Raw genomic sequence first — 21,555 nt, forward strand, 5'->3', positions numbered from 1 at the left:
CGCACATGTCAATGGGATAGAGGTGTATCAGTTTTAAATCGGCAACCGCCGGGAAAGCGTGTCAGTTTTAAATCGGCATTGACAGGACTCGGCCGAGCACACGGCATACCGGGAGGCCTTGGACCGCTTCCTCACCCCGGAGGCGCTCGCCCCCTTCCGTGAGCGATTCCGTCGGGTGGCGGCCGGCTTGGTCGCGTCGCTGCCCAGGGGCGTTGCCGTCGACGCCGTGTCCCAAGTGGGCGTCCGGTTCGCGGTCCGGGCGCAAAGCGCGTGGCTGGGCTGGCCGGCCGATCTCGAAGATCGCCTCGTGGACTGGGTTGCCGAGAACCATGCCGCGACGCGCTCGGGCGATCGGTCGTGGACGCAGCGGGTGGCGGAGTCGTTCGACGACCTGATCCGCTCCGTGCTCGAGCCGCGCCGCGGCGCTGCGCACGAGGACGGCGCGGACGATGTCACCGCCCGGCTCATGCGCACCGAAGTGAACGGCCGGCCGCTGACCGACGCGGAGATCGTGTCGGTTCTGCGTAACTGGACGGGTGGGGACCTGGGTTCCATCGCACATTGTATCGGCGTGCTGGCCCATCACTTGGCGACGCACCCAGCTGTGCAGGATCATCTGCGCTCGGGCGTGCCTGACGCCGAGATCGATGCCATCATCGACGAGATCCTTCGGATCGACGACCCGTTCGTGTCCAATCGCCGCGTGACGACGTGCCCTGTCACGATCGGTGGCGCGGAACTGCCGCAAGGTGCACGCGTGAAATTGAACTGGACGTCCGCGAACCGGGACGAGGCGGTCTTCGGCGACCCGGACGCCATGGATCCGGAGCGCAACGCCGACCGAAACCTGGTGTACGGCATCGGAAGGCACGCGTGCCCCGGACGCTTGCTGGCGACACTGGAAATGCGCATAGCGATGCAAGAACTCCTCGCCGCGACGTCGTCGATTGCACTCGACTCGCAGCGGCCAGCCGAGCGGGCCGTGTCTCCAGTTGGCGGCTGGGCCCTGGTACCGATCGTGCTGACGTAACCCCGTTCACCTTGGCGCATGAGTTGGATGCTGGCACGTGCCACCTACCATTAACTCGGCGCCCGCAGATGCTGTTGCCGTGGGATTTCAGGTTGGACCAGCGACCAGACTGAAACGGACCGCCTGTGGAATGCGGCTGTAGAAAACGACGGACAGGAAAGTATATGCGGCTGAACGGCAGCTCTTGATCGAGGCTGTGTAATAAGGGCTTCCGATGCGTCAGCGGCGGATGGCTTCGCTGCGCCCAGGGCAATCCAAGTCAAATACCACCGGCAAAGCCGGTGGCTTGATTTTGTGAGCGCCTCAAAGGCGCCCATGAAACCGTGGGCCGCCCCTGGCGGCTACGCCATCGGAAGCCTCATCTGATCGTAACGCTCGTCCTCCTCTTCCTGAGCGCGGATGTACGCCCGCACGATCGCTTCGTCCAGACCGACCGTAGAAACGAAGTAGCCGCGCGCCCAGAAGTTCTCGCCAGTAAAGTTCTTCTGTCGGCCGCCGAACCGTCGCGCGATCTGGATCGCACTCTTGCCCTTCAGATACCCGACCACGTTTGAGACCGCATACTTGGGCGGAATGCTCAGGCACATGTGCACGTGATCGCCCATCAGATGCCCCTCCACAATCTTCGACTCCTTGTGTGCCGCCAACTCGTGGAGCATCTCCCCAAGATGCCGACGTAACGCCCCGAACAGCTTCTTCTTGCGCCTCTTCGGTATGAACACCACCTGATACTTACACTCCCATCTCGTGTGACTCAGGCTCTGATACTCTTTCATCGTGAATCTCCTTCTCTTGGCGGAGATCGAAAATTCACGCTGACCGTCGTATAGGTCAAACCTCTGTGAGTCCCCCGGCAAAGCCGGGGGCTTACCTCATTACCGAGTCATTCGGTGACGACGATGACGATTTGTTGAGGTCGCAAAAGGCTGCTTCAGGCCTTCATCGCCGCCATCAGTGCCTGATTTCCCATCAGCTTCATTACCGGCGACTCACGGTGCCCCGGCATCTGCTCGCAGCGGTGCTCGACGAACCGATCTGGGGCCGGGTCCCGGAGATGCTGACGAACATGGGGCCTGGAGAGGCCCCCCACGGAGCTGCATTCGGGCCCCTTGCTTCTCCTATTGCGTGCAAGTTCAAATTGCTTGCATCTTCGGCCAGGAGACACCGAACGCCGCACACGATGCAATGATTGCAATGGACTGGAGGCATGCCCGAGTAGCGCGATCGCATGCGTGATGCGGTGAAGCCACGGCAGCCCGAGCCGGGAAAGACTTCCCGGCCCTGCCTCTACCGCAGCAGGTTGCGCAGCACGTACTGCATGATTCCGCCATGGCGGTAGTAATCCGCCTCGCTGGGCGTTTCGATGCGGACGGTCGCGTCGAACTCGACGTCTCCGGCCTTCACTTTCACCGTGGCCGGAGTGCGGCCTTCGTTGAGCGCGGTGACCCCGACGATGTCGAAGGTTTCCTCTCCGGTCAGGCCGAGCGAGCCGGCGTTCTCGCCTTCGGGGAACTGCAGCGGCAGCACGCCCATGCCGAGCAGGTTCGAGCGGTGGATGCGCTCGTAGGATTCGGCGATCACCGCGTGCACGCCCAGCAGCAAGGTGCCCTTGGCGGCCCAGTCGCGCGAGGACCCCGAGCCGTACTCCTTGCCGGCGAGGATGACCAGCGGGGTGCCGGCAGCGATATAGGATTGCGAGGCGTCGAAGATGGTCGTGACCGGTGCATCGCGCTTCGTGAAGTCGCGCGTGTAGCCGCCCTCGGTGCCCGGTGCGAGCTGATTGCGCAGGCGCACGTTGGCGAACGTGCCGCGGATCATCACTTCATGATTGCCCCGGCGCGAGCCGTAGGAGTTGAAGTCGCGTTGCGCCACGCCGTGCGAGAGCAGGTAGGCCGCGGCCGGGGAATTTTTCGCGATGGAGCCGGCGGGGCTGATGTGGTCGGTGGTCACCGAGTCGCCCAGGAGCGCCAGCACGCGGGCGCCGGTGATGTCGGCGACCGGCACGGGCTGGCGCGGCATGTTCTCGAAATACGGCGGCTTGCGCACGTAGGTCGAGGCCGTGTCCCAGGCGAAGAGATCGCCGTGCGGCGTGGACAGGGACTTCCAGCGTTCGTCGCCCGCGAACACGTCGGCATAGCCGGCTTTGAACATGTCCGGGACGATGGACGATTCCACCACCGCCTGGACCTCGCTCGCCGTCGGCCAGACGTCCTTCAGGAACACATCCCGGCCGTCGCGGCCCTTGCCGAGCGGCTCCCGGAACAGATCGATGTCCATCGTCCCCGCGAGCGCGTAGGCGACCACCAGCGGCGGCGACATCAGGTAGTTCATCTTGACTTCGGCGTGGATGCGGCCCTCGAAGTTGCGGTTGCCCGAGAGCACCGACACGACGGACAGGTCGTGCGCCCTGACCGCCTCGCTCACCTCGGGAATCAGCGGTCCCGAGTTGCCGATGCAGGTCGTGCAGCCGTAGCCGACCAGGTTGAAGCCGAGCGCATCGAGGTAGCGGGTGAGGCCGGCGCGCTCGTAGTAGTCCGTCACCACCCTGGAGCCGGGAGCGAGGCTGGTCTTCACCCACGGCTTGCGGGTCAGCCCCTTCTCGACCGCCTTCTTCGCAAGCAGGGCGGCGGCAAGCATCACCGCCGGATTCGAGGTGTTGGTGCAGGAGGTGATGGCGGCGATGGCCACTGACCCGTGATCGATCTCGCACTCGGTGCCGTCGGCCAGCGTGACCGGTACCGGGTCGCGCGAGCGGTAGCCCCCGGCGGGCGCCTCGGCGAGGTGATCGCTCGGGGAAGGCGAGTGGACCGTCGAGTCTTCGTAGGCCGGTGGATCGGAAGCCGGAAACGACTCGGCGACCGCATTATCGTATCCCTGCTGCTTCTGCTCCGGCTGGTGAATGAATGTCGCCAGCGCGCCGTGAAAGGCTTCCTTCGCTTCGGACAGGGGGACGCGGTCCTGCGGGCGCTTGGGTCCGGCGATCGAGGGCATCACCGTGGACAGGTCGAGTTCGAGCAGCTCGGAGTAGCGCGGCTCGGCCTGCGGGTCGTGCCAGAGGCCTTGCGCCCTGGCGTACGCCTGCACGAGTTCGATCTGCTCGGGCGAGCGCCCGGTCAGTTCGAGATAACGCAGCGTTTCGTCGTCGATCGGAAAGATCGAAATCGTCGAGCCGTACTCGGGGCTCATGTTGCCGATCGTGGCACGATTGGCTAGCGGGACGGCGCTCACACCGGGGCCGTAGAACTCGACGAACTTGCCGACCACGCGGTGGCGGCGAAGCATCTCGGTGATGGTGAGCACGAGGTCGGTAGCGGTGGAGCCTTCGGGCAGCTTGCCGGTCAGCTTGAAGCCGAGCACCTGCGGGATCAGCATCGACACCGGCTGGCCGAGCATCGCGGCCTCCGCCTCGATGCCACCCACGCCCCAGGCGACCACGCCGAGGCCGTTGACCATCGGGGTGTGGGAGTCGGTGCCGACGCAGGTGTCGGGATAGGCGACCGTGGCCCCGTTCTCCTCGCGCGTGAAGACCACCCGGGCGAGGTGCTCCAGGTTGACCTGGTGGACGATGCCGGTGTCGGGAGGAACAACCTTGAAGTCGTTGAAGGCGTCCTGCCCCCAGCGCAGGAACTGATACCGCTCCAGGTTGCGCTGGTACTCGATCTCGACGTTGCGCTCGAGTGCCTCCGGCTTGCCGAATACATCGACGATCACCGAGTGGTCGATGACCAGCTCGACCGGCGCCAGCGGATTGATCAGCCCCGGATCGCCGGCGAGCGAGCCCATGGCTTCGCGCATCGCAGCCAGGTCGACGACGGCGGGCACGCCGGTGAAGTCCTGCAAGATCACGCGGGCGGGGGTGAACGCGATCTCCCGGTCGGACTTCCCGCCCGCATCCCACGCGGCCAGCGCCCGGATGTCGTCCGCGGTGACGTTGCCTCCGTCCTCGGTGCGCAGCAGGTTCTCGAGCAGTATCTTCAGCGCATACGGAAGGCTTGCGACGTCGGCCCCCTCGCCGCTGACCGCGTCGAGCCGGTAGATTTCGTAGGTTTTCGCTCCCACCTGCAACGTTCCACGGGCCCCGAAGCTGTTCTTGCTTGTCATGACGCGATCTCCTCCTGATAGGGTTGTGCCGGCCCCCGCCTGATGTTCACACCGTACCGTAGACCAGCCGCCGCTTGATCTCGGCGATTGCCTTGGCAGGATTCAGACTCTTCGCGCAGGTATTGGTGCAGAGACGCGCTACGGACAAGAGTTGCCGGACCTGCGCGCGGTCACCGCGCGCAATCAATAACCGGCAAATTCTTCGGTGCGGATGTTGTCTTCGCTGACCTCGAGGCTCACCAGCAGTGCTCGCATGGCCTTGACCATGCCGTCCGGACCGGACAGGTAGTAAATGGGCCGATGCAAGTCCGGTACGTATTTCCTCACCATCGCGGCATCGACGCGGCCGTGCTCTCCGGGCCAGCCATCCGGCGCCGAGCTGAAGGTCGGGACGTAACGGAAATTCGGATTCTCCTTGGCCAGTCGCTCGAAATCACTTTTCAGCGGCAGGTCGTCCGGCGTGCGGCTGGCGTGCAGCAAGGTGATCTGGTGCGCGGTCCTGTCATGAGTAGCCTGGGCGATCATGCTGCGCACCGGGGTGACGCCGATGCCGCCGATGATGAAAACCGCCGGGGTAGATTCGGTCTTGTGCAGCGTGAAGTCACCGTACGGCGCATCGAGCTTGACCTCGGTGCCGATCGGCAGATTCTTCAGCACTCGTTTGAAGGCGGTGTCGCGCATGCGGGTCGCTGCGACCAGGTCGGACTCGTAAGGCGCCTGCACCAGTGAAAACCCGCGCGTATTGCCTTCGTCGTCGGTCTCGGGTGGGTCGATCAGCGTGTAGTCGGCGAATTGTCGGAAGCCTCATCTGATCGTAACGCTCGTCCTCCTCTTCCTGAGCGCGGATGTACGCCCGCACGATCGCTTCGTCCAGACCGACCGTAGAAACGAAGTAGCCGCGCGCCCAGAAGTTCTCGCCAGTAAAGTTCTTCTGTCGGCCGCCGAACCGTCGCGCGATCTGGATCGCACTCTTGCCCTTCAGATACCCGACCACGTTTGAGACCGCATACTTGGGCGGAATGCTCAGGCACATGTGCACGTGATCGCCCATCAGAGAGGTGGCCCCGATTGTCTGGACAGGGAATCCGGTTCGATAAGTGGAGCCTTGCCGGTTAGGGCCGGGGGCCCGAGGTCTGGGTTGGTTTTGACTTTCTCATATTTTATAAAAATCGGTTCGAGCTCGGTGGAGCTTGTGGGCGAAGGGCTGCGCGGTGGGAAAGTCGTCAGACTTTTCCACGGCAAGCGGCCCGGTGCGCGAAGCGCATCGTCCATAAATCCACGGAGCCAGCCTTTGTGCCGTCATGCCGCCAGCGGCGTCTCATCGCGGAGCGCGCCGAAGTACGCCTGGTCGGGGGTGCGCCCGTCGTGAGCGCGGTGCGGCCGGCGTTCGTTGTAGAAGCGCAGGTAGGCGCCCAGGTGGGCCTTGGCCTCGGCGACGCTGTCATAGGCCTTGAGGTACACCTCTTCGTATTTCACGCTCTTCCACAGCCGCTCGACGAAGACGTTGTCGCGCCAGCAGCCCTTGCCGTCCATGCTGATCTGGATGCCGTTGTCTTTGAGCAGGTCGGTGAAATCGGTGCTGGTGAACTGGCATCCCTGATCGGTGTTGAAGATCTCCGGGCGGCCGTAGCGATGCAGCGCTTCGCGCACCGCATCGAGGCAGAAGTCGGTGGTCAGCGTGTTCGACAGCCGCCACGCCAGCACTCGGCGCGAGGACCAATCGATGATGGCGAACAGATACACGAAACCCTTGCGCATCGGGATGTAGGTGATGTCGGCGGCCCACGCCTGGTTGGGGCGTTCGATCTTCAGATCCCGCAGCAGGTACGGATAGATCTCGTCACCGCGGCGGCGCCGGGACGTGTTGGGCTTGCGATAGAGCGCCTCGATGCCCATGCGGCGCATCAGCGTGCCGACGTGCTTGCGCCCGATCGCATGCCCCTCGGCGCGCAGCAAATCCCGCAGCATCCGCGCTCCGGCAAACGGGTGCTCGAGATGCAGTTCGTCCATCCGGCGCATCAGCGCCAGATCGTGCGCCGACACTTCTCGCGGCGTGTAGTACATCGACGAGCGCGCCAGACGCAGAATCCGGCATTGCTGCGTCAGCGGCAGTTCATGGGTGCGGTCGATCATTTTCTTGCGCTCAGCAGGCCCGCCTTGGTGAGCGCGCTTTCTAAAAAATCATTCTCCAGCGTCAGCTGCCCGATCTTGGCGTGCAGCTTCGTCAGATCCGGTGCGGCGGTCGCGGTCGCCGAGGCGTCACCGAACACGTGCGCGGCGCGCTCCATCAACTGGCTCTTCCAGTCGGCGATCTGGTTCGGATGGACGTCGAACTGCTGCGCCAGCTCGGCCAGCGTCTTGTCTCCTTTGAGCGCGGCCACCGCCACTTGCGCCTTGAACGCCGGCGAGTGGTTTCGCCGTTTCCTTCTCGTCATGCTCTTGCTCCATTTCAGGGCCGCTCACGCGGCCATCGCTGGGGCAAGGCTACCACCTATCCGGCTGTCCGAATTTCCGGGGCCCGCTCTCAGATGCCCCTCCACAATCTTCGACTCCTTGTGTGCCGCCAACTCGTGGAGCATCTCCCCAACATGCCGACGTAACGCCCCGAACAGCTTCTTCTTGCGCCTCTTCGGTATGAACACCACGTGATACTTACAGTCCCATCTCGTGTGACTCAGGCTCTGATACTCTTTCATCGTGAATCTCCTTCTCTTGGCGGAGATCGAAAATTCACGCTGACCGTCGTATAGGTCAAACCTCTGTGAGTCCCCCGGCAAAGCCGGGGGCTTACCTCATTACCGAGTTACTTGGCGGGATCCGACAGGAATACTGATATCACTGGGATTCGGCGCAGCCCGGTCTGACCCCGATTTTCTGCGCGTTGTCGGTCACGTCGCGGAGATTGCCGCGGAAGGGATCAGCGGCGATGACGGCGAGGTTGATGTCCGAAAGGGTGTGTATGTCTCTGGATGGCGCGGGGGTTGTGTCGCTGGCGCGGCTGGAAGCCGGGGCGGGATTATCGCCGGAAAGGGTGGAAAACGCTCAGACGCGGTCGAGCGCTTCGGCGTTGTCCAGCGCGGCGGAGGCGGAAGACCACGGCCAGCGGAAACGCACCAGTCGCAGGTAGCACAGCAGGTAGGCCGCGGACGTGAGAAGGACCACGGCCAGGCACTGGCTGCGGCTGTGCCAGACGAACTGCGCGAAGCCGGCGGGGACGAGCGCGAACAGCCACATCAGCGGCGAGACGGCTGCATTGCGCAAGGTGGGGCGGTCGGCGGGGACAAAATGGCGTACGACGCGCGCATGCACGAGGCTATGCAGGTGCAGACGGTCGGCCGCGCCGGGATGGTGCTCGCGATAGCGCCGGCGCGCGATGCTGAAGATCAGCTCCATCACGGGGTAGGCGCAGATCAGCAGGCTGACCCACGGGGAGACTGCGGTGTTGCGCTCGGGCAGCAGGATGGCGAGCCAGGCGAGCGCGAAGCCCCCGAGATAGGCGCCGCCATCGCCGAGGAAGATCTTGCCGGCGGGAAAGTTGATCGCGAGGAAGCCGGCGAACGCGGCGGCGAAAGCCCAGCACACGGACGCGAGGACGACATCGTCCACCTGGAAGGCCACGAGGCCGAGCGCACCGAACATGATGACCAGCGCGCCGCCGGCGAGGCCGTTGAAGCCGTCGATCATGTTGACCGCGTTGGCGATTCCGCCCGCTGCGAACGCGGTGAGGATCACCGCTGCCGGCAGCCACTGCAGGATGAAATCGACCGGCGCGAGGTCGAGGTGATCGAGCGCGATGCCGGTGAGCTGCCACGCCAGCACGCCGCTACACAGCGTCGCCACCAGCCGCCGAGTGACGCTGACTTTCTTGGTGAGGTCTTCGGCAATGCCGAAGGCGAACGCCGGCACTGCGGCCAGCAGGAGGGGAAAGAGGATCGCCTGCTCGTCCGCGCCCGCCGTGAAAGCGCCGACGACGAGCGCCGCCACCACTGCGAGGCCTCCGACGCGAGGCGTCGGCGCGACGTGGAACTTCTGGATTCCATGGTCCGAATCCAGCGTGAAGCGGCCGTGCAGATTCTTGGTGAGAACGATGACAAGGGCAACGAGGCAGGAGGTTGCTGCGATGGCGAAAAAACTTTCCGGAAAACTCATCAGGCGTTTCTCGTTTTTGGCTTGTTTGCTTGTGGTCTGTGCCCTCGCCTCCCCGCCCAAAAAGTTTTCGGATTGGCGGGAATGCCCTTGGGGCGCGGCGCTGCGGCTTTTCCCGAAGCACGGGACGCGATGTTATCAACATGAACATGCGCTGCAAGCAAATATTTCACGACTGAACGCAGGTACTTATCGGTAGGCCATCCAAGGTATTGTCATGAATGTTGGCGTTACCGTATATATGGTATTGGCAGTGCTGGCATGCACTTGAGTATGGAGCTGGTGGCAGGGTTATTACGGACCCGAACCAGGAGACGATGATGCAAATGGCGCCGCCCCCGCTCGGTGGTCATTGACAGGCTGGCGGACTGCGGGGCAGCAAGAGCGTATGTCGCAAGTTCGCGCAGATAGGCGGCACTGTGGCTTACGCTCGATTCACTTGACTGTGTCGCAAACGAGACACAGAAGGATCCAACCATGGCTCGTTCCACGATGCTGCACATCCGGGTAGACGACGAAATCAAGACGCAAGCCAGCGAGGCACTGGCAGCGATGGGACTGTCCATGTCGGATGCCGTGCGCATCCTGCTCAAGCGCGTGGTCAACGACCAGGCTTTTCCGCTGGAGCTGAAAGTGCCCAACGCCCGGACCCGTGCGGCGACGGAAGAAGCCCGCGCAATGACGAAGGCCCGTGCCGCCCGTTCTGGCTCTGCTGATGCGCTGATCGATGACCTGGAAAAAGCCCGCCAGCAGTAAGCGGGCGCTGCTGCCGAGGGCGTGTGACTACACCAGGAAGGGCTTGACGGATAACACCTTCGGCTCATCCGCCCTACGCGGTGGGCGCTGGCGTCAAGCTGAGTCTCGAGCTCCAGAATCAGTCGCCAAAGGTGCGGCGGGTATACTCCGCCCCCATGTCGAAACGCCTGCCCCCCTTCACGCATCCGCTCAAGCTCGCCAGGTGGCTCGCTTTCGCGCTGTTCGCGGCGCTCGCGGCGTGGCGGATCGTCACGCTGAACCTCGCCGATCACTACATCGACACCGGCGAAACGGTGGCCGCGACAGAACTGCCCAGTGTGGAACATCCGGTCGCGCTGACCCGCGAGGCGCGGCAGCTGCTCGACGCCGAGCCGCAACGGGCGGTCGCGCTGCTGCAGCGGGCGGTGCGCGCCGACCCGACGTACGGTTTGTCGTATGCGTTGCTCGGCGCGCTGTGGGAAAAAGCCGGCGACGCGCGGCGGGCGAGAAGCGCGATCGACGCGGCGGCGGCTTTCGCGCCGGCGAAAGTGGATGTGCGCCTGATCGCGGCCGGGTTCGAGCTCGGGCGCGACGATCTCGCCGCGGCGCTGCGCCATTCGAGCGTCGCGCTGACGCGTCGCGGCAGCCTGCGCGCAGCGATGTTCCCGGAGCTGCTGCGCATTGCGGACGAACCCGCGAACCGCGAGGCGTTCTCGGCGCTGCTTGCCGAACCCGTCGCGTGGTGGCCGGCGTTCGTCGGCTTCGCAGCGAACAAGGGCGAGCGGCTCGAAACAGTGATGGCGCTGTATGCGCTGTCGGAAGCGAGCGCGGCGAATGCGCTGCAGGGCCACGGCTTGGCAGCAGTGCTGCGGCGCCTGCAGCGCGAAGGGCTGTGGCTCGATGCGCGGCTGGCGTGGATGAATGCGCTGCCGGTCGAGCAGCTCGAAGGAATGGGCAACGTGTTCAATGGCGGCTTCGAAGAGCCGCTGTCGGGCGTTGGCTTCGACTGGGTGAGCGCGAAAGCGGGCCACGTGCTGGTCGAGCCGCTGCCGACTTCCGGCGCGACCGGCGCCGCTGCGCTGAACGTCGTGTTTCGCGGCCCGCGCGTGCGCTTTCGTCACCTCAGCCAGCAGCTGATGCTGGAACCCGGAAGCTACGCGCTGCGCGGCCGGGTGCGCCCGGACGGGCTGGAAGCGGAACCGGGACTGGCATGGGCGGTTTCGTGCATCGGCGCGCGCGAGCGGCAGGTCGGCATCACGGAGCATTTTTCCGGCCGCTCGGCATGGCGCAAGTTCGAGACGACGTTCACCGTCCCCGCCGCCGATTGCGCGGCGCAGGTACTGCGGCTGCAGCTCGGCGGCCGCGTCGCGCTGGATTTCGAAGCCAGCGGACCGATCTGGTTTGATGACATCGTGATCGAGCGCCTTGACGCTCGCTGACCCGCCGTGTACCTTTCGTCCCAAAGTTTTGTTACATCGAATTCACCTAGAGGTTGAAAAATGAAGAAGATCACCGGAGTTGCCGCCGCACTCACCCTGAGTGGCGCGATGGGTGCCGCCCACGCCGCCGAACCGCTGCAGGTCGCGGCGCTGACGAACGTCGACGGTAAAGTGCTGATCCACAAGGGCAAGGACTACACCATCGCCAAGGCCGGTTCTCCTCTGATCGAAGGCGACCGCGTCATCACGCTGAAGGGGTCGAAAGCCGACGTGGCGTTTGCCGAAGGTTGCGTGACCAGCCTGAAGGAAAACGCGGTGCTGGCGATCGGCGGCGTGGATGTCTGCGCGACCGGCCCGCTGTCGGCGAACCCCGAACCCGTCAAGTATGCGCAGGCAATCGGCGCCCCGGTGCCGACCTCGGCGTTCACACTTGGCAGCAGCACGGGCTTGGGTCTGAGTACCGGCATGGGCGCGCTGATCGGCGGCGGCACGGTCCTGCTGACCGCCGGAGGCGAACTCGGCACCGCCCACGAGGACGACGACAACGACGACCGCCCGATCAGCGGGCAATAAGCCGGGCGGCCTCGCGCCGCACCGGACGAACTTCCGAAGGGCTCCGCACAACGCGGGGCCTTTTTCAATTGTGCAGGGGGAAAGCACGCAGGGCGGGGCAGACGGTTTCCAGGCCGCCCCGCCCTGCCGGTCAATCGGACGGCTTGTGGAACAGGCCGCTGATCAGCACGTCCCGGCCGCGCCGGATGAGTTCCAAGCGGATCGATCCGGCGAACACTTCCTCGCCGACGCCGTCTTTACGCCGTATGCGCACCAGATAGCCGCCTTCGCCGTGCGCCGAGGCGCTTTCCGGCGACCAGCGCATGTCGAGGAGTTCGATGCGACGCGCCTGGGTCGAGCCGAACAGCTCCTCGTAGTCCTTGCGGATCTCCGCCCTGCGGCCGGTTCCGGAGCGTACATCGTCGGTGAACAACTGCATGAAGCGGTCGATGTCGCCGAGCTGATAGGACGACGAGAACTGGTCCAACACACGCGCTGCGTCCGATACCGTCAGGCCGGCCGGAACGGGCGCTTCGGCCGGCGGGCTCGCGGGAGCGGACGCTTCCGCGGCACCTGCGGGGGCGGGAATGAGTTCGACTGGCGCGGGCTGCGTTACTGGCTGCTTTACCGCCTGCGTTTCCGGCTGCGGGAGCGGGCGCGGCGGCGGAGGTGGGACAGGCGCCGCGGCGACTTCGAGCGGTCTGTCGACGACGACCGGCGGGGGCTCGGCGGGAACGGGTTCGGGCACTTCGGGCACGTGTTCGCGAACCGGGGAGAGGGCTGCGACGGGCGGGGTTTTTCCCGGTGTGGGGATTGCGCTCGCGGAGCTTGCACGCGCCGCGGTGTTTGCGGCGGCAGGCGGCAGCTGCGACGCGGCGCGCATTGCCTTGGCAGGTGCGGCTTCTGCCACCTTTTCTGCCACCTTTTCTGCCACCTTCGCCGGCACGGCTTCTGCCCCCTTGGCCGGCGCCGCTGCGAGGGGGGCCTGCGGAACCGGGGCCTGCGGAACCGGGGCGGCACGTTCGGCGGGAGCGACGGCGAGCGGAGCTTTCGGCGATGCTCGCGACGCGCCGATCGCGCCGGCCGGGGCGCGATTGAGATAGACCGCGAGGACGGCGATGAAGCCGACGAGCGCGATGCTGCCGAGCACGTACTGCGGGAAATTTCGCCGCACGGTCAGGGGCAACCTTTCGGTCAAGGTGGGAGCGGCGCCGGCGGCGCGTTTGCGTTCCGCCTGCGAGACGATCCTGATCGAGACCGACATCCGCGGCGAGCGGGCCTGCCTCCGCTCCAGATCAAAAGCCGCGCGGCGCTGATCGTCGCGCAGCACGTGGTGCGCGAGGTTGATCCGCGCCGAGAGTTTTTCCCGGTCGCTGTCGGCCCATCCCTGACGGTCCGGATGGAAGATGCCCATCATGACGCGGTAGTGCTCGCGGATCTGGTCGGCGGTCGCGTCCCGGTTCAGCCCGAGAACACGGTAATGATCCGCTTCGTACGCCAGCAGCACGTGCTCGACGAAGAACAGCGCTGCGCGCCGGGGCTCGTCCAGCCCGTATTGCCTGCCGTTGCGCACTGCTTCGGCTGCGGTGCGCATGACGACGAGGGTGTCCGCGGGCAGCGCACCGCCGCCGCGCACCAGCTCGCCGAAGCGCGTCGGCTCGGCGAACACTGCCAGCGCGAGCGCCGCTGCGCCTCCCCTGCCCCCCTCCCCGGCCGCACTCATGCTGCGGAACGACTGCCTTCTTCGTCGCCGTGCTGGTAGTAGGAGTTGTAGTAGTAGCCCTGCGCGCCGCTGCGGGCCGCGATCTTCGTCAGCACGCCGCCGATGACGCGAGTGCGCGTGCTGCGCAGGCGCTTGAGCGCGCCGGCGAGGAAGTCCTTGCGCGTGCCGCCCGCTTCGACGATGACGACGGTGGCATCGGTGATGCTGCCGAGCAGCGGCGCATCGGCGAGGCCAAGCACCGGCGGGCCGTCGACGATGACGCAGTCGAAACGGTCCTTGGCGACGTCGAGCAGCGCGACCATCTTGGCGCTGCCGAGGAGTTCTGCCGGGTTCGGCGGCAGCGGCCCGGACGTGATGACGAAGAGCTTGTCGTACGGCGTTGGCTGCGTGACATCGACCGGCCGGGAGTCGCCGGCGAGGTAGTTCGTCAGCCCCGCCCTGTTGGGCAAGCCGAGCTTGCGGTGCACCGAGGCCTTGCGCAGGTCGGCGTCCACCAGCAGCACTTTGAGGCCCATCTGCGACAGGTTGATCGCGAGCGCCAGCGCGGTCGTGCTCTTGCCTTCGCCTATCGACGCGCTGGTGACCATCAGGACTTTCGGGATCCCTTCCTGCGTCGAGAACTGCATCGCGGTCTGGAGCGAGCGATAGGCTTCGGAGAAGCCCGAGCGCGGGTCGTCGAGCTGTTCCAGCACGAGCTCGCGCGCCGCGTCGCCGGCGCGCTTGACCAGCGGCACCATGCCCAGCACCGGCAGGCCGAGCAGGCGTTCCATGCTTTCGCCGTCCTTGATCGTGTCGTCGAGGTGTTCGAACAACAGCGCCAGGCCGATGCCGCCGAACAGCCCGAGCAGCGCGGCGATCAGCGCGTTGAGCAGCGTCTTCGGCTTGAATGGCTGGAGCGGGACTTCGGCCTTGTCGACGACCGACACGTTGTTCACGCCGACGCCGCCGGCGACGCCGACTTCCTTGTAGCGCTGCAGCAGGCCGTCATACAGCTGGCGGTTGGTGTCGACTTCGCGCTTGAGGATGTTGTACTGGATGCTGCGGTCCTGCACGCCGAGCACGGTACGCTTGCTCTCGTCCATCTTCGTCTGCAGCATCGCCTCCTGCGCGCGCGCCGCCTGGTAGGCGCTGCGGATGCCGCTGCGCACGTGGGCGAGTTCCTCGGCGATCTTGGCCTGCATCTCGTCGATCTGGCTCTGCAGCTGGACCATTTTCGGATAGGCGGGCTTGTAGATCTTGAGGTTTTCCTGGTATTCGGTTTCGAGCTTGGCCTTGTGGCCCTTGAACTCCTGGATGACCTTGTTTTCGAGCACCTGCGGCATGCCTTCGACGCTGCCGCTTTCGAGCTGCTGGTATAGCGCTTCGGCGCGGATGCGCTCCTGCTGCGCCTTGGCGAGCGCCGTCGTGAATTCCTGCATCACCTGGGTGTCGACGCTCGCTTCCTGCTCGCCGCCGCGGACGATCTGTTCCTCGCGCGCGAACGCGACGAGTTCCCGCTCGGTTTCGCCGAGCTTCACCTTGAGCTGCTGCAACCGCTCTTCGAGGAACACTTTGGCGAACGACGACGCGTCCATGCGCCGCTCGAGGTTCACGTTGATGAAGGCTTCCGAGATCGCGTTGACGATGCGGCTCGCGAGCACCGGGTCGGAGCTGTCGAAATGGATCTTGACGAGGCGCGAATTGCGCACCGGCTCGATCGTCAGGTTTGCGAGGAAAGCTTTCGTCAGCTTGAGCTTGCGAATCTGCTCGGCGTCACCTTCGACGGGTTCTTCTTCCCCGCCCGCGAGAAGGGCCTTGAGGCTCGCGAGCAGCGACGGATTAGCTGCGGCGAAAACCGGGTGGTCGCCGAGGTTGAGCTGGTCGATGACGCGCTGCGCGAGCGAGCGGCTTCTGAGCAGCTCGTACTGCGTCTCGTAGAAGTCCTTGGTGTCGCCCTGCATCTCATTGGGCGTGACGCCCTGGTAGTCGAGCACCTTGGCTTCCTGGCGTTCGATCTGCAGCGTGAGGCTGGCGCGGTAGATCGGCGTCATCAGGAAAGTCGCGGTCAGCACCGACACCATGACAATGGCGAAGAACGTGATCACCGTCCATTTGCGCTTGACGATGGTGTCCCAGATCGCGCGCAGGTCGATCGTGTCGTCGTCGTCCTCCTCGACATGGGAACGCCATTCGGCGGGATGCGCGAGCGCAGTGCTTTCGCGGCGCTCGACGAGCGCGTTGCGGCGCGGGACTTCCTGCCCGCGCTCGTCGCCGGCGTCCGGCTTTTCTGTGTTATCCATCATTTCCGGGGATTTTTTTGCGAATTGTTCGGAAGACTAGCGGACGGTGCCGAAGCCGATGAAACCGCGCAGCGTGTCGGTCACGCCCTTGACCATCGAACGGGTTGTCGAGCTGCCGACGACGACGACGTCGTTGCCCTGGATGAGCGGGTCATCGACTTTGCCGGAGCGTACGGCTTCGAGGTCGAACACCAGCTGCTCCTTGTTGCCGTCGGCGAGAGTGCGGAAGATGCTGACCTGGTTGATGTCGGCGATCTCGCTGACGCCGGCGGCGAGCGCGATCGCCTGCAGGAGCGACGTGCGCCCGGACAGCGGGAAGATGCCCGGCTTGGTCACTTCGCCTTCGACGGTGACGCGCTGGCTGACGAACTCCTTGATGAAGATCGTGACCTGCGGGTCCTGCAGGCAGCACTCCGTGAGGCGTCGCGCGATCTCCTCTTCGACGACGCGGGCGCTCAGGCCCGCTGCCTGGACCTGCCCGATCAACGGCAGCCCGATGAGGCCGCGCGCGTTGACGCGCACCGTGCGCGACAGGTCGTCGACCTGGAAAACGGTAATTTCGAGCAGGTCGTACGGCCCGATGTAGTAGTCGTCGAACAGGGGGCCGGGGTCGTTGAGCGCAGTGCCTGCCGACGGGAGGACCGACGCCACGGGCGCCGGCGCGGACACCTCCTGGGCATGAACGGGGGACGACGAAATCATTGCGCAGGACAACACTGCGCCTGCAAGGTAAACACGCATTTACAACCACTCCCCGGACGACGAAGCCGAGACTCTAGGGCAAGAGCCTGCTGCCGGCGCGGACAAATCTGACGTTTTCGACAAGGCAGGCTAATGCCGTCGAAACAGCCGGTTGAAGAAGCCGGCACGCCCACTCGCCGAAGAACGGCGGGTTTGCGGCAACGGCGGCAGTTTCTCGGGCGAAAGGTCGCGGAGTATACCCGCAGGCCGGACCTCGACCAAATTATATGCTTCCTGGGTACCGACCCGGCGCTCGGCTGCCGCCCGGCCCTCCGCGAGCAGCGGCGGGCGGCGTCGCGCGCTGTGGGCGTCGGTCGCGAGAACATGCACGAGCCCTTCGTCGAGCATGCGTTCGCCCCAGTACTTCGCCTCTTTGCCGAAACGTCCGGTGAGGCTGCCGGAAGTCACCTGCATCCACGCCCCCGAGCGGACGAGTTCGCCGAACATCGGGTAGCGGCTTTCGATCCAGGTCAGCCGCTCCGGGTGGGTCACGACCGGGACATAGCCGGACGCGAGCAGGTTGAAGACGAATTCCTCGAAGCGCGGCGGCGCCACGTGGTGCGGCGGTTCGAGGAGAAAATAACGACTGTCACCGAGCCGCGGCACGCTTCCCGCCTTGAGCCGCGACAGCAGCTCCGGCGTGACGTGCGCGTCGGCCCCGCAGGTCAGCCGCAGGGGGATTCCGGCGGCGTCGATTTCCTGCTGCAGCGCATGGATCGCCGCGGCGATGCCGACGCTGTTGTTGTCGAACATGCCCGGATAGATGTGCGGCGTGCAGGCGACGACAGTGATGCCGTCGGCCGCGGCGATGCGCGCCATTTCGAGCGCAGTCGCAAGATCGGCCGCCCCGTCGTCGATGCCCGGGAGCATGTGGCAATGCAGGTCGATCATGCCGCGCGGGAGTCGAAAAAGACGCGGGAAAGAGTGCTGATGCGGATGCGGATGCGGATCGGGAAAAACCGGGTGGTGCGAGGGAAGAGACTCGAACTCTCACGCCTTGCGGCGCTGGAACCTAAATCCAGTGCGTCTACCAATTCCGCCACCCTCGCCCGCCGGGCATTCGAACGACGCCCGGAGCGCGGATTATACATAGAAGGGGGGATGCTCGACGTTACATCGACGCTACATTCGCAGGCGCTCGCCATAGCCGGTCATCTCCAGGTAGCCGCGGCCGATCTCGCGGCCGTCTTCGAGAAGGCGCACCGCACCTTCCCAGTACACGGCGCCGGTCGTGCCGCGGCTGTCGAGTTCCTGGTCGTCCATCAGCGGCTGCAGTGCCAGGCGGCGGCCGTCGATGTCGAGCTGCCATTCGACCGGGTATTCGGTGCCGGTGCGCGGCGAGCGCCAGCGCCGCCCGGGGATGAACGTGACCTGCGCGGGAGCGAGCGCGCGCGGCATGCCGTCGCCGCGGCGCAGCGTGCCGGCGGTCCACGTCGCTTCGCCGGTGGCGGTGCGCATGCGAAACGCCATCAGCGCGCCGCCGTCGGAGAGGTTGATGCCGATCCAGTCCCAGCCGCGCGCTTTTTCCGGCAGGTAGGCGCTCGACCATTCATGATCCAGCCATGCGCGGCCGGTGACGCGGTGCGTTTTGCCCCGCACGCGCAGGCTGCCGCTCACGCCGAGCTGCGGACGGCTGTAGTAATGGCTCGCGTGCTGCGGGTCGGGCGCTTTCTGGCTGAAGCCGTCCTGGCCGTTGGGCAGCGGCGGGCCGGCGGAGTCGAAGCGCAGGTCGTACGCGAAGCTGTCGGCGTCGACCGAAGTGCGGTAATGGTCCTGCGACCATTCGAGCGCCCAGTTGCCAATCCACGCGCGGGTGTGTCCGGTCGCGGCGCCGGCCAGCGGGTCGAGCGCACGTTCGCCGCGTTCGGCGTGCAGCAGCCGGCCTTCGGCGGGATCGGCGACCGCGGCGTGCGCGAGGATCAGCTGGCGCGGCGCGAAGCGGCTCGGGTTGTCCTCGCCGATGCGCGTGCGCACGCGAAAGAACGTGACCTGGAAGCCGCGCTCGACGCCCTCCTCGTCCGTGACCCAGCCGGTCACGTACCACCACTCGGTGCGGTAATCGGGGTGCGCGCCGTGGTCGGCGGGAAACTGCAGCGGCCGGCCGGCGACAACCGGCGGGTAGTCGGGCCGATCGCTCCCGTTAACGCTCTCGTCATTGCTCCCGTTCCGCACCGACGGTGCGGCCGCCAGGCTCGACGCGAGCCACAGCAGCACTGCGGCGACGAATGCGCGCATCACCAGTCCTCCCGCACCGCGAGCACCGCCGACTGGCGCATCGCCTGGTAGCCTGACAAGCGCGCGGCGACAGCGGCGAGCAGCACCACCGCGACGGCGAACGCGGCGAGCGCCGCCAGTGGCCACCGGATGTCCATGCTCCAGTGAAAGCTCTGGCGGTTGACGACTTCGACCAGCACCAGCGCGACCGCGCCGCCTGCCGCCAGGCCGACCGCGACGCCGACTGCCGCGCCGAGTGCCCCTTCGAGCGCGAGCAGCCGGCCGATGTCCCGCCGCGTCAGCCCCAAGTGGCGCAGCATGCCGAATTCCTTGCGCCGCGCGGTCGCGAGCGCGGCAAAGCTGGTGCTGACGCCGAACAGGCCGATCAGGATCGCGACGGCTTCCATCAGGTATGTAACGAGGAACGTGCGATCGAAAACCGCCAGCGTCTTCGTGCGGATCTCGCCCGGCGCGACGAGCTCGAAATTCTGTCCGTCGAACTGCGCCTGCAACGCCACCGCGACCGCTTCCGCCTCCACGCCGGAGGCGACGCGGATCGCGACGTTGTTCGAGCGGGAATCGCCGGTCAGCGCCCGATAGTCGGCAAGCTCGACGAGCACGGCACCGTGCTGCCGCGCATAGTCGCGCCACACGCCAGCGACGCGGAAGCGGTGCGGCGCGCCGCCGAGCGGCAGCGACAGCGTGTCGCCGACGGCGACGCGGAAAAGATCGGCCATCGCTTCGGATACCCACGCGGGCGGCAGGTCGTCGGGTTTGCGCAGGTTCGCGGCCTCGCCTTCGACGAGCGGCACGGCGGCCCCGTCGGCGACGGGACGGGCGATCAGCGTTACGGGAAACTGCGCTTCGTCGAGCCGCAGCGTGTCGTAACGCACCGGCTGCACCGACGAGACTCCGGGCGTCGCGGCAACTTGGCCGAGGACTTCGGGCGTCAGGAACGCGCTCGCGCTGGAGCCCGACGACGATGCGCGCAGGTAGAGGTCCGCAGACAGCACGTCGGACAGCCAGTCGTCGACCGAAGTGCGGAACGAACTCACCATGATCGCCATCGCCGCGGCGAGCGCGACGCTGGCGACGACGCCGGCCCCGGCGACCACGACCTGTCCGGGCGCGGCGGCGAGCCGGGCGTGCGCGAGGCGCAACAGGACGGAACGCCCGCCGTCGAGGGCGCACATCGCGAGCCGCACGACGGCCGGCAGGACCAGCACCGAGCCGGCGAGGATCAGCGCGATCGCCGCATAGCCGAACACCGGGACGCCGCCGAGCGGCGGCAGCAGGCACAGCAGCAGCGCGAGCCCCAGCGACGCGAGCGCGGCAGGCCAGCGCGGGCGCGCCCGCAACACTTCGACGTCGTCGCCGGCGCGCAAGGCCCGCGCCGGCGCGACGCGACTCGCTTCGCGCGCCGGCAGCCACGCGCCGCCGACGCCGGCTGCGATGCCGAGGACGAGATAGGCCGCGGTCGCGAGCGGTTCGAAGCGCAGGCCGGGTTCGACACCTTCGAAATAGCCGGCCCCGAGGTCCGCGCCGACGATCGAGAACGCGAGCCCGCTCAGCACGTAGCCCAGCGCGACACCGACCAGCCCGCCGACCAGCCCGAGCACCGCGCCTTCGGCGAGCAGGCCGCGCAGCAAGGTGCGGCGGTCGAGGCCGAGCGCGCGCAGGAACGCGAGCTCCTGGCGTCGGCGCACGACCGACAGCAGCTGCGTCGAGAACACGAGGAAGCCGCCCGTCAGCAGCGCGATCGCGGCGAGCATCGTGAGGTTCACGCGGTACGCGCGAGACAGCCCGGCGACCTGCGACGCGGCGGCTTCGGGCGCGAGCAGCTCGACGCCGGCCGGCAGCAGCGGACGCAGCCGCTCGATCGCCGCCGCGCGGTCGACGCCTTGCGCGAGGCGCAGGTCGATACGCGTGACGCGCCCCACCTGATCGAACAGCCGCTGTGCGGCGGCGATGTCCATGACCGCGAGGCGCTGGCCGCGGCCGGCGCCGGGCACGCTGCCGAGGATGCGCAGGTGTTCTTCGCGCGGACCGGCGAAGACCGCAAGCGTGCCGTCCGTGTCCACGCCGGTGCCCCTGCCGGAGCCCACTCCGAGCGCGAGCGCGGCTTGCGCGGCGGGGCTGAGGAACACCGCGTCCGCGGCGAAGACGGCGAATTCGCCGGCAGTCTCCGCATCCGGCACCGGCATCAGCGCCGGCTGCACGCGCCGCACGCGCAGCGCGTCGACGCCGAACACGCGCAAGGTGTCGTCGCGCTGCGGCAACGACGCTTCGACTTCGAGGATCGGGCTCGCATCGGCCACTTCGGGCCGCTGCGCGAGCAGGACGTAGAGCGTGTCGTCGAATCCGGTGCGCGGCCCCATCACCTGCAGGTCCGCTTCGCCGGCGACGAGGCGCATGCCGCGGCCGAATTCGTCGAGCGCCGCGCCGTGGATCAGCTGCACCGCAAGGCCGAGCGCGACGCCGAGCGCGATCGCGAGCAGCGACAGCGCGGTCGCGAGCCGCCGCCGGGCGAGGCTCGCGAGGAATACGTGGCGCAGCCCGGCGTTCATTGGCGCTTCCTGGGGCGACGCGGCGAAG

General features: G+C 66.4%; 15 protein-coding genes, 1 tRNA gene and 2 pseudogenes. 4 read left to right on the forward strand and 14 right to left on the reverse strand.

Features of this window, described 5'->3' with window-relative positions:
- Nucleotides 1-118 precede the first annotated feature (118 nt).
- Nucleotides 119-1,030, forward strand: a complete 912-nt coding sequence (locus tag EBN1_RS19160) for a cytochrome P450 (protein ID WP_011239643.1) — start codon at nucleotides 119-121, stop codon at nucleotides 1,028-1,030.
- Between the two features lie 341 nt (nucleotides 1,031-1,371).
- Here the strand turns inward: EBN1_RS19160 and tnpA (EBN1_RS19165) are convergent, their stop codons facing one another.
- The 7 genes and pseudogenes from tnpA (EBN1_RS19165) to EBN1_RS19195 all read right to left on the reverse strand — a co-directional run bounded on the left by tnpA (EBN1_RS19165) (nucleotide 1,372) and on the right by EBN1_RS19195 (nucleotide 9,280).
- Entirely contained in the window at nucleotides 1,372-1,806 is a 435-nt protein-coding gene (tnpA, locus tag EBN1_RS19165) for an IS200/IS605 family transposase (protein WP_011239644.1), read from the reverse strand.
- A gap of 511 nt (nucleotides 1,807-2,317) precedes the next feature.
- A complete protein-coding gene (gene acnA, locus EBN1_RS19170; protein ID WP_011239646.1) occupies nucleotides 2,318-5,131 on the reverse strand; it encodes an aconitate hydratase in 2,814 nt (937 codons plus the stop codon).
- A gap of 183 nt (nucleotides 5,132-5,314) precedes the next feature.
- Nucleotides 5,315-5,854: an FAD-dependent oxidoreductase gene (locus tag EBN1_RS19175; protein ID WP_197531833.1), complete on the reverse strand. Its 540-nt coding sequence runs from the start codon at nucleotides 5,852-5,854 to the stop codon at nucleotides 5,315-5,317.
- Between the two features lie 73 nt (nucleotides 5,855-5,927).
- A pseudogene (gene tnpA / locus EBN1_RS19180) lies at nucleotides 5,928-6,200 on the reverse strand (IS200/IS605 family transposase); the annotation flags it as partial.
- Between the two features lie 230 nt (nucleotides 6,201-6,430).
- A protein-coding gene (locus EBN1_RS19185; protein ID WP_085938645.1) for an IS3-like element ISAzo18 family transposase occupies nucleotides 6,431-7,566 on the reverse strand; the annotation gives its coding sequence in 2 pieces (ribosomal slippage) (nucleotides 6,431-7,314 and nucleotides 7,314-7,566; 1,137 coding nt in all).
- Nucleotides 7,567-7,656: 90 nt separating this feature from the next.
- Nucleotides 7,657-7,827, reverse strand: a pseudogene (locus tag EBN1_RS19190) (transposase); the annotation flags it as partial.
- A 346-nt stretch (nucleotides 7,828-8,173) separates the two neighbouring features.
- Nucleotides 8,174-9,280: an MraY family glycosyltransferase gene (locus EBN1_RS19195; protein ID WP_011239650.1), complete on the reverse strand. Its 1,107-nt coding sequence runs from the start codon at nucleotides 9,278-9,280 to the stop codon at nucleotides 8,174-8,176.
- Nucleotides 9,281-9,754: 474 nt separating this feature from the next.
- Here EBN1_RS19195 and EBN1_RS19200 point away from each other — a divergent pair, with 474 nt between their 5' ends.
- From EBN1_RS19200 to EBN1_RS19210, 3 genes are all read left to right on the forward strand, one after another.
- Nucleotides 9,755-10,033 carry a type II toxin-antitoxin system RelB/DinJ family antitoxin gene (locus EBN1_RS19200; RefSeq protein WP_011239651.1) on the forward strand — a complete coding sequence of 93 codons (279 nt, stop codon included), beginning with the start codon at nucleotides 9,755-9,757 and terminating at the stop codon, nucleotides 10,031-10,033.
- 155 nt (nucleotides 10,034-10,188) lie between these two features.
- Complete coding sequence (locus EBN1_RS19205; RefSeq protein WP_011239652.1) at nucleotides 10,189-11,451, forward strand: hypothetical protein; 1,263 nt, start codon at nucleotides 10,189-10,191, stop codon at nucleotides 11,449-11,451.
- A gap of 60 nt (nucleotides 11,452-11,511) precedes the next feature.
- Nucleotides 11,512-12,024, forward strand: coding sequence for a hypothetical protein (locus EBN1_RS19210; RefSeq protein ID WP_011239653.1), 513 nt, complete (start codon nucleotides 11,512-11,514; stop codon nucleotides 12,022-12,024).
- A 130-nt stretch (nucleotides 12,025-12,154) separates the two neighbouring features.
- Here EBN1_RS19210 and EBN1_RS19215 read toward each other — a convergent pair whose 3' ends face one another.
- The 7 genes from EBN1_RS19215 to EBN1_RS19245 all read right to left on the reverse strand — a co-directional run bounded on the left by EBN1_RS19215 (nucleotide 12,155) and on the right by EBN1_RS19245 (nucleotide 21,527).
- Nucleotides 12,155-13,726: a J domain-containing protein gene (locus EBN1_RS19215; protein ID WP_011239654.1), complete on the reverse strand. Its 1,572-nt coding sequence runs from the start codon at nucleotides 13,724-13,726 to the stop codon at nucleotides 12,155-12,157.
- Entirely contained in the window at nucleotides 13,723-16,008 is a 2,286-nt protein-coding gene (locus tag EBN1_RS19220; protein WP_157866656.1) for a GumC family protein, read from the reverse strand. Before EBN1_RS19220 ends, EBN1_RS19215 begins: the two co-directional genes overlap by 4 nt.
- 33 nt (nucleotides 16,009-16,041) lie before the next feature.
- Entirely contained in the window at nucleotides 16,042-16,746 is a 705-nt protein-coding gene (locus tag EBN1_RS19225; RefSeq protein WP_011239656.1) for a polysaccharide biosynthesis/export family protein, read from the reverse strand.
- 90 nt (nucleotides 16,747-16,836) lie between these two features.
- Nucleotides 16,837-17,637, reverse strand: a complete 801-nt coding sequence (locus EBN1_RS19230; RefSeq protein ID WP_011239657.1) for a tyrosine-protein phosphatase — start codon at nucleotides 17,635-17,637, stop codon at nucleotides 16,837-16,839.
- Between the two features lie 73 nt (nucleotides 17,638-17,710).
- A tRNA-Leu gene (locus tag EBN1_RS19235) sits at nucleotides 17,711-17,795 on the reverse strand.
- 73 nt (nucleotides 17,796-17,868) lie between these two features.
- Nucleotides 17,869-18,981, reverse strand: a complete 1,113-nt coding sequence (locus EBN1_RS19240) for a lipocalin-like domain-containing protein (RefSeq protein ID WP_011239658.1) — start codon at nucleotides 18,979-18,981, stop codon at nucleotides 17,869-17,871.
- Nucleotides 18,981-21,527, reverse strand: a complete 2,547-nt coding sequence (locus EBN1_RS19245; RefSeq protein ID WP_011239659.1) for an ABC transporter permease — start codon at nucleotides 21,525-21,527, stop codon at nucleotides 18,981-18,983. The genes EBN1_RS19240 and EBN1_RS19245 overlap by 1 nt, the downstream gene beginning before the upstream one ends.
- Nucleotides 21,528-21,555: the final 28 nt, after the last annotated feature.

Origin of the sequence: Aromatoleum aromaticum EbN1 (assembly GCF_000025965.1) — a bacterium.
Classification (GTDB): domain Bacteria; phylum Pseudomonadota; class Gammaproteobacteria; order Burkholderiales; family Rhodocyclaceae; genus Aromatoleum; species Aromatoleum aromaticum.

Coding starts and splice junctions, on each gene's coding strand:
- tnpA (WP_011239644.1), bottom strand. CDS start 1,806: ATGAAAGAGTATCAGAGCCTGAGTCACACGAGATGGGAGTGTAAGTAT.
- acnA (WP_011239646.1), bottom strand. CDS start 5,131: ATGACAAGCAAGAACAGCTTCGGGGCCCGTGGAACGTTGCAGGTGGGA.
- EBN1_RS19195 (WP_011239650.1), bottom strand. CDS start 9,280: ATGAGTTTTCCGGAAAGTTTTTTCGCCATCGCAGCAACCTCCTGCCTC.
- EBN1_RS19200 (WP_011239651.1), top strand. CDS start 9,755: ATGGCTCGTTCCACGATGCTGCACATCCGGGTAGACGACGAAATCAAG.
- EBN1_RS19205 (WP_011239652.1), top strand. CDS start 10,189: ATGTCGAAACGCCTGCCCCCCTTCACGCATCCGCTCAAGCTCGCCAGG.
- EBN1_RS19210 (WP_011239653.1), top strand. CDS start 11,512: ATGAAGAAGATCACCGGAGTTGCCGCCGCACTCACCCTGAGTGGCGCG.
- EBN1_RS19215 (WP_011239654.1), bottom strand. CDS start 13,726: ATGAGTGCGGCCGGGGAGGGGGGCAGGGGAGGCGCAGCGGCGCTCGCG.
- EBN1_RS19220 (WP_157866656.1), bottom strand. CDS start 16,008: ATGATGGATAACACAGAAAAGCCGGACGCCGGCGACGAGCGCGGGCAG.
- EBN1_RS19225 (WP_011239656.1), bottom strand. CDS start 16,746: ATGCGTGTTTACCTTGCAGGCGCAGTGTTGTCCTGCGCAATGATTTCG.
- EBN1_RS19230 (WP_011239657.1), bottom strand. CDS start 17,637: ATGATCGACCTGCATTGCCACATGCTCCCGGGCATCGACGACGGGGCG.
- EBN1_RS19240 (WP_011239658.1), bottom strand. CDS start 18,981: ATGCGCGCATTCGTCGCCGCAGTGCTGCTGTGGCTCGCGTCGAGCCTG.
- EBN1_RS19245 (WP_011239659.1), bottom strand. CDS start 21,527: ATGAACGCCGGGCTGCGCCACGTATTCCTCGCGAGCCTCGCCCGGCGG.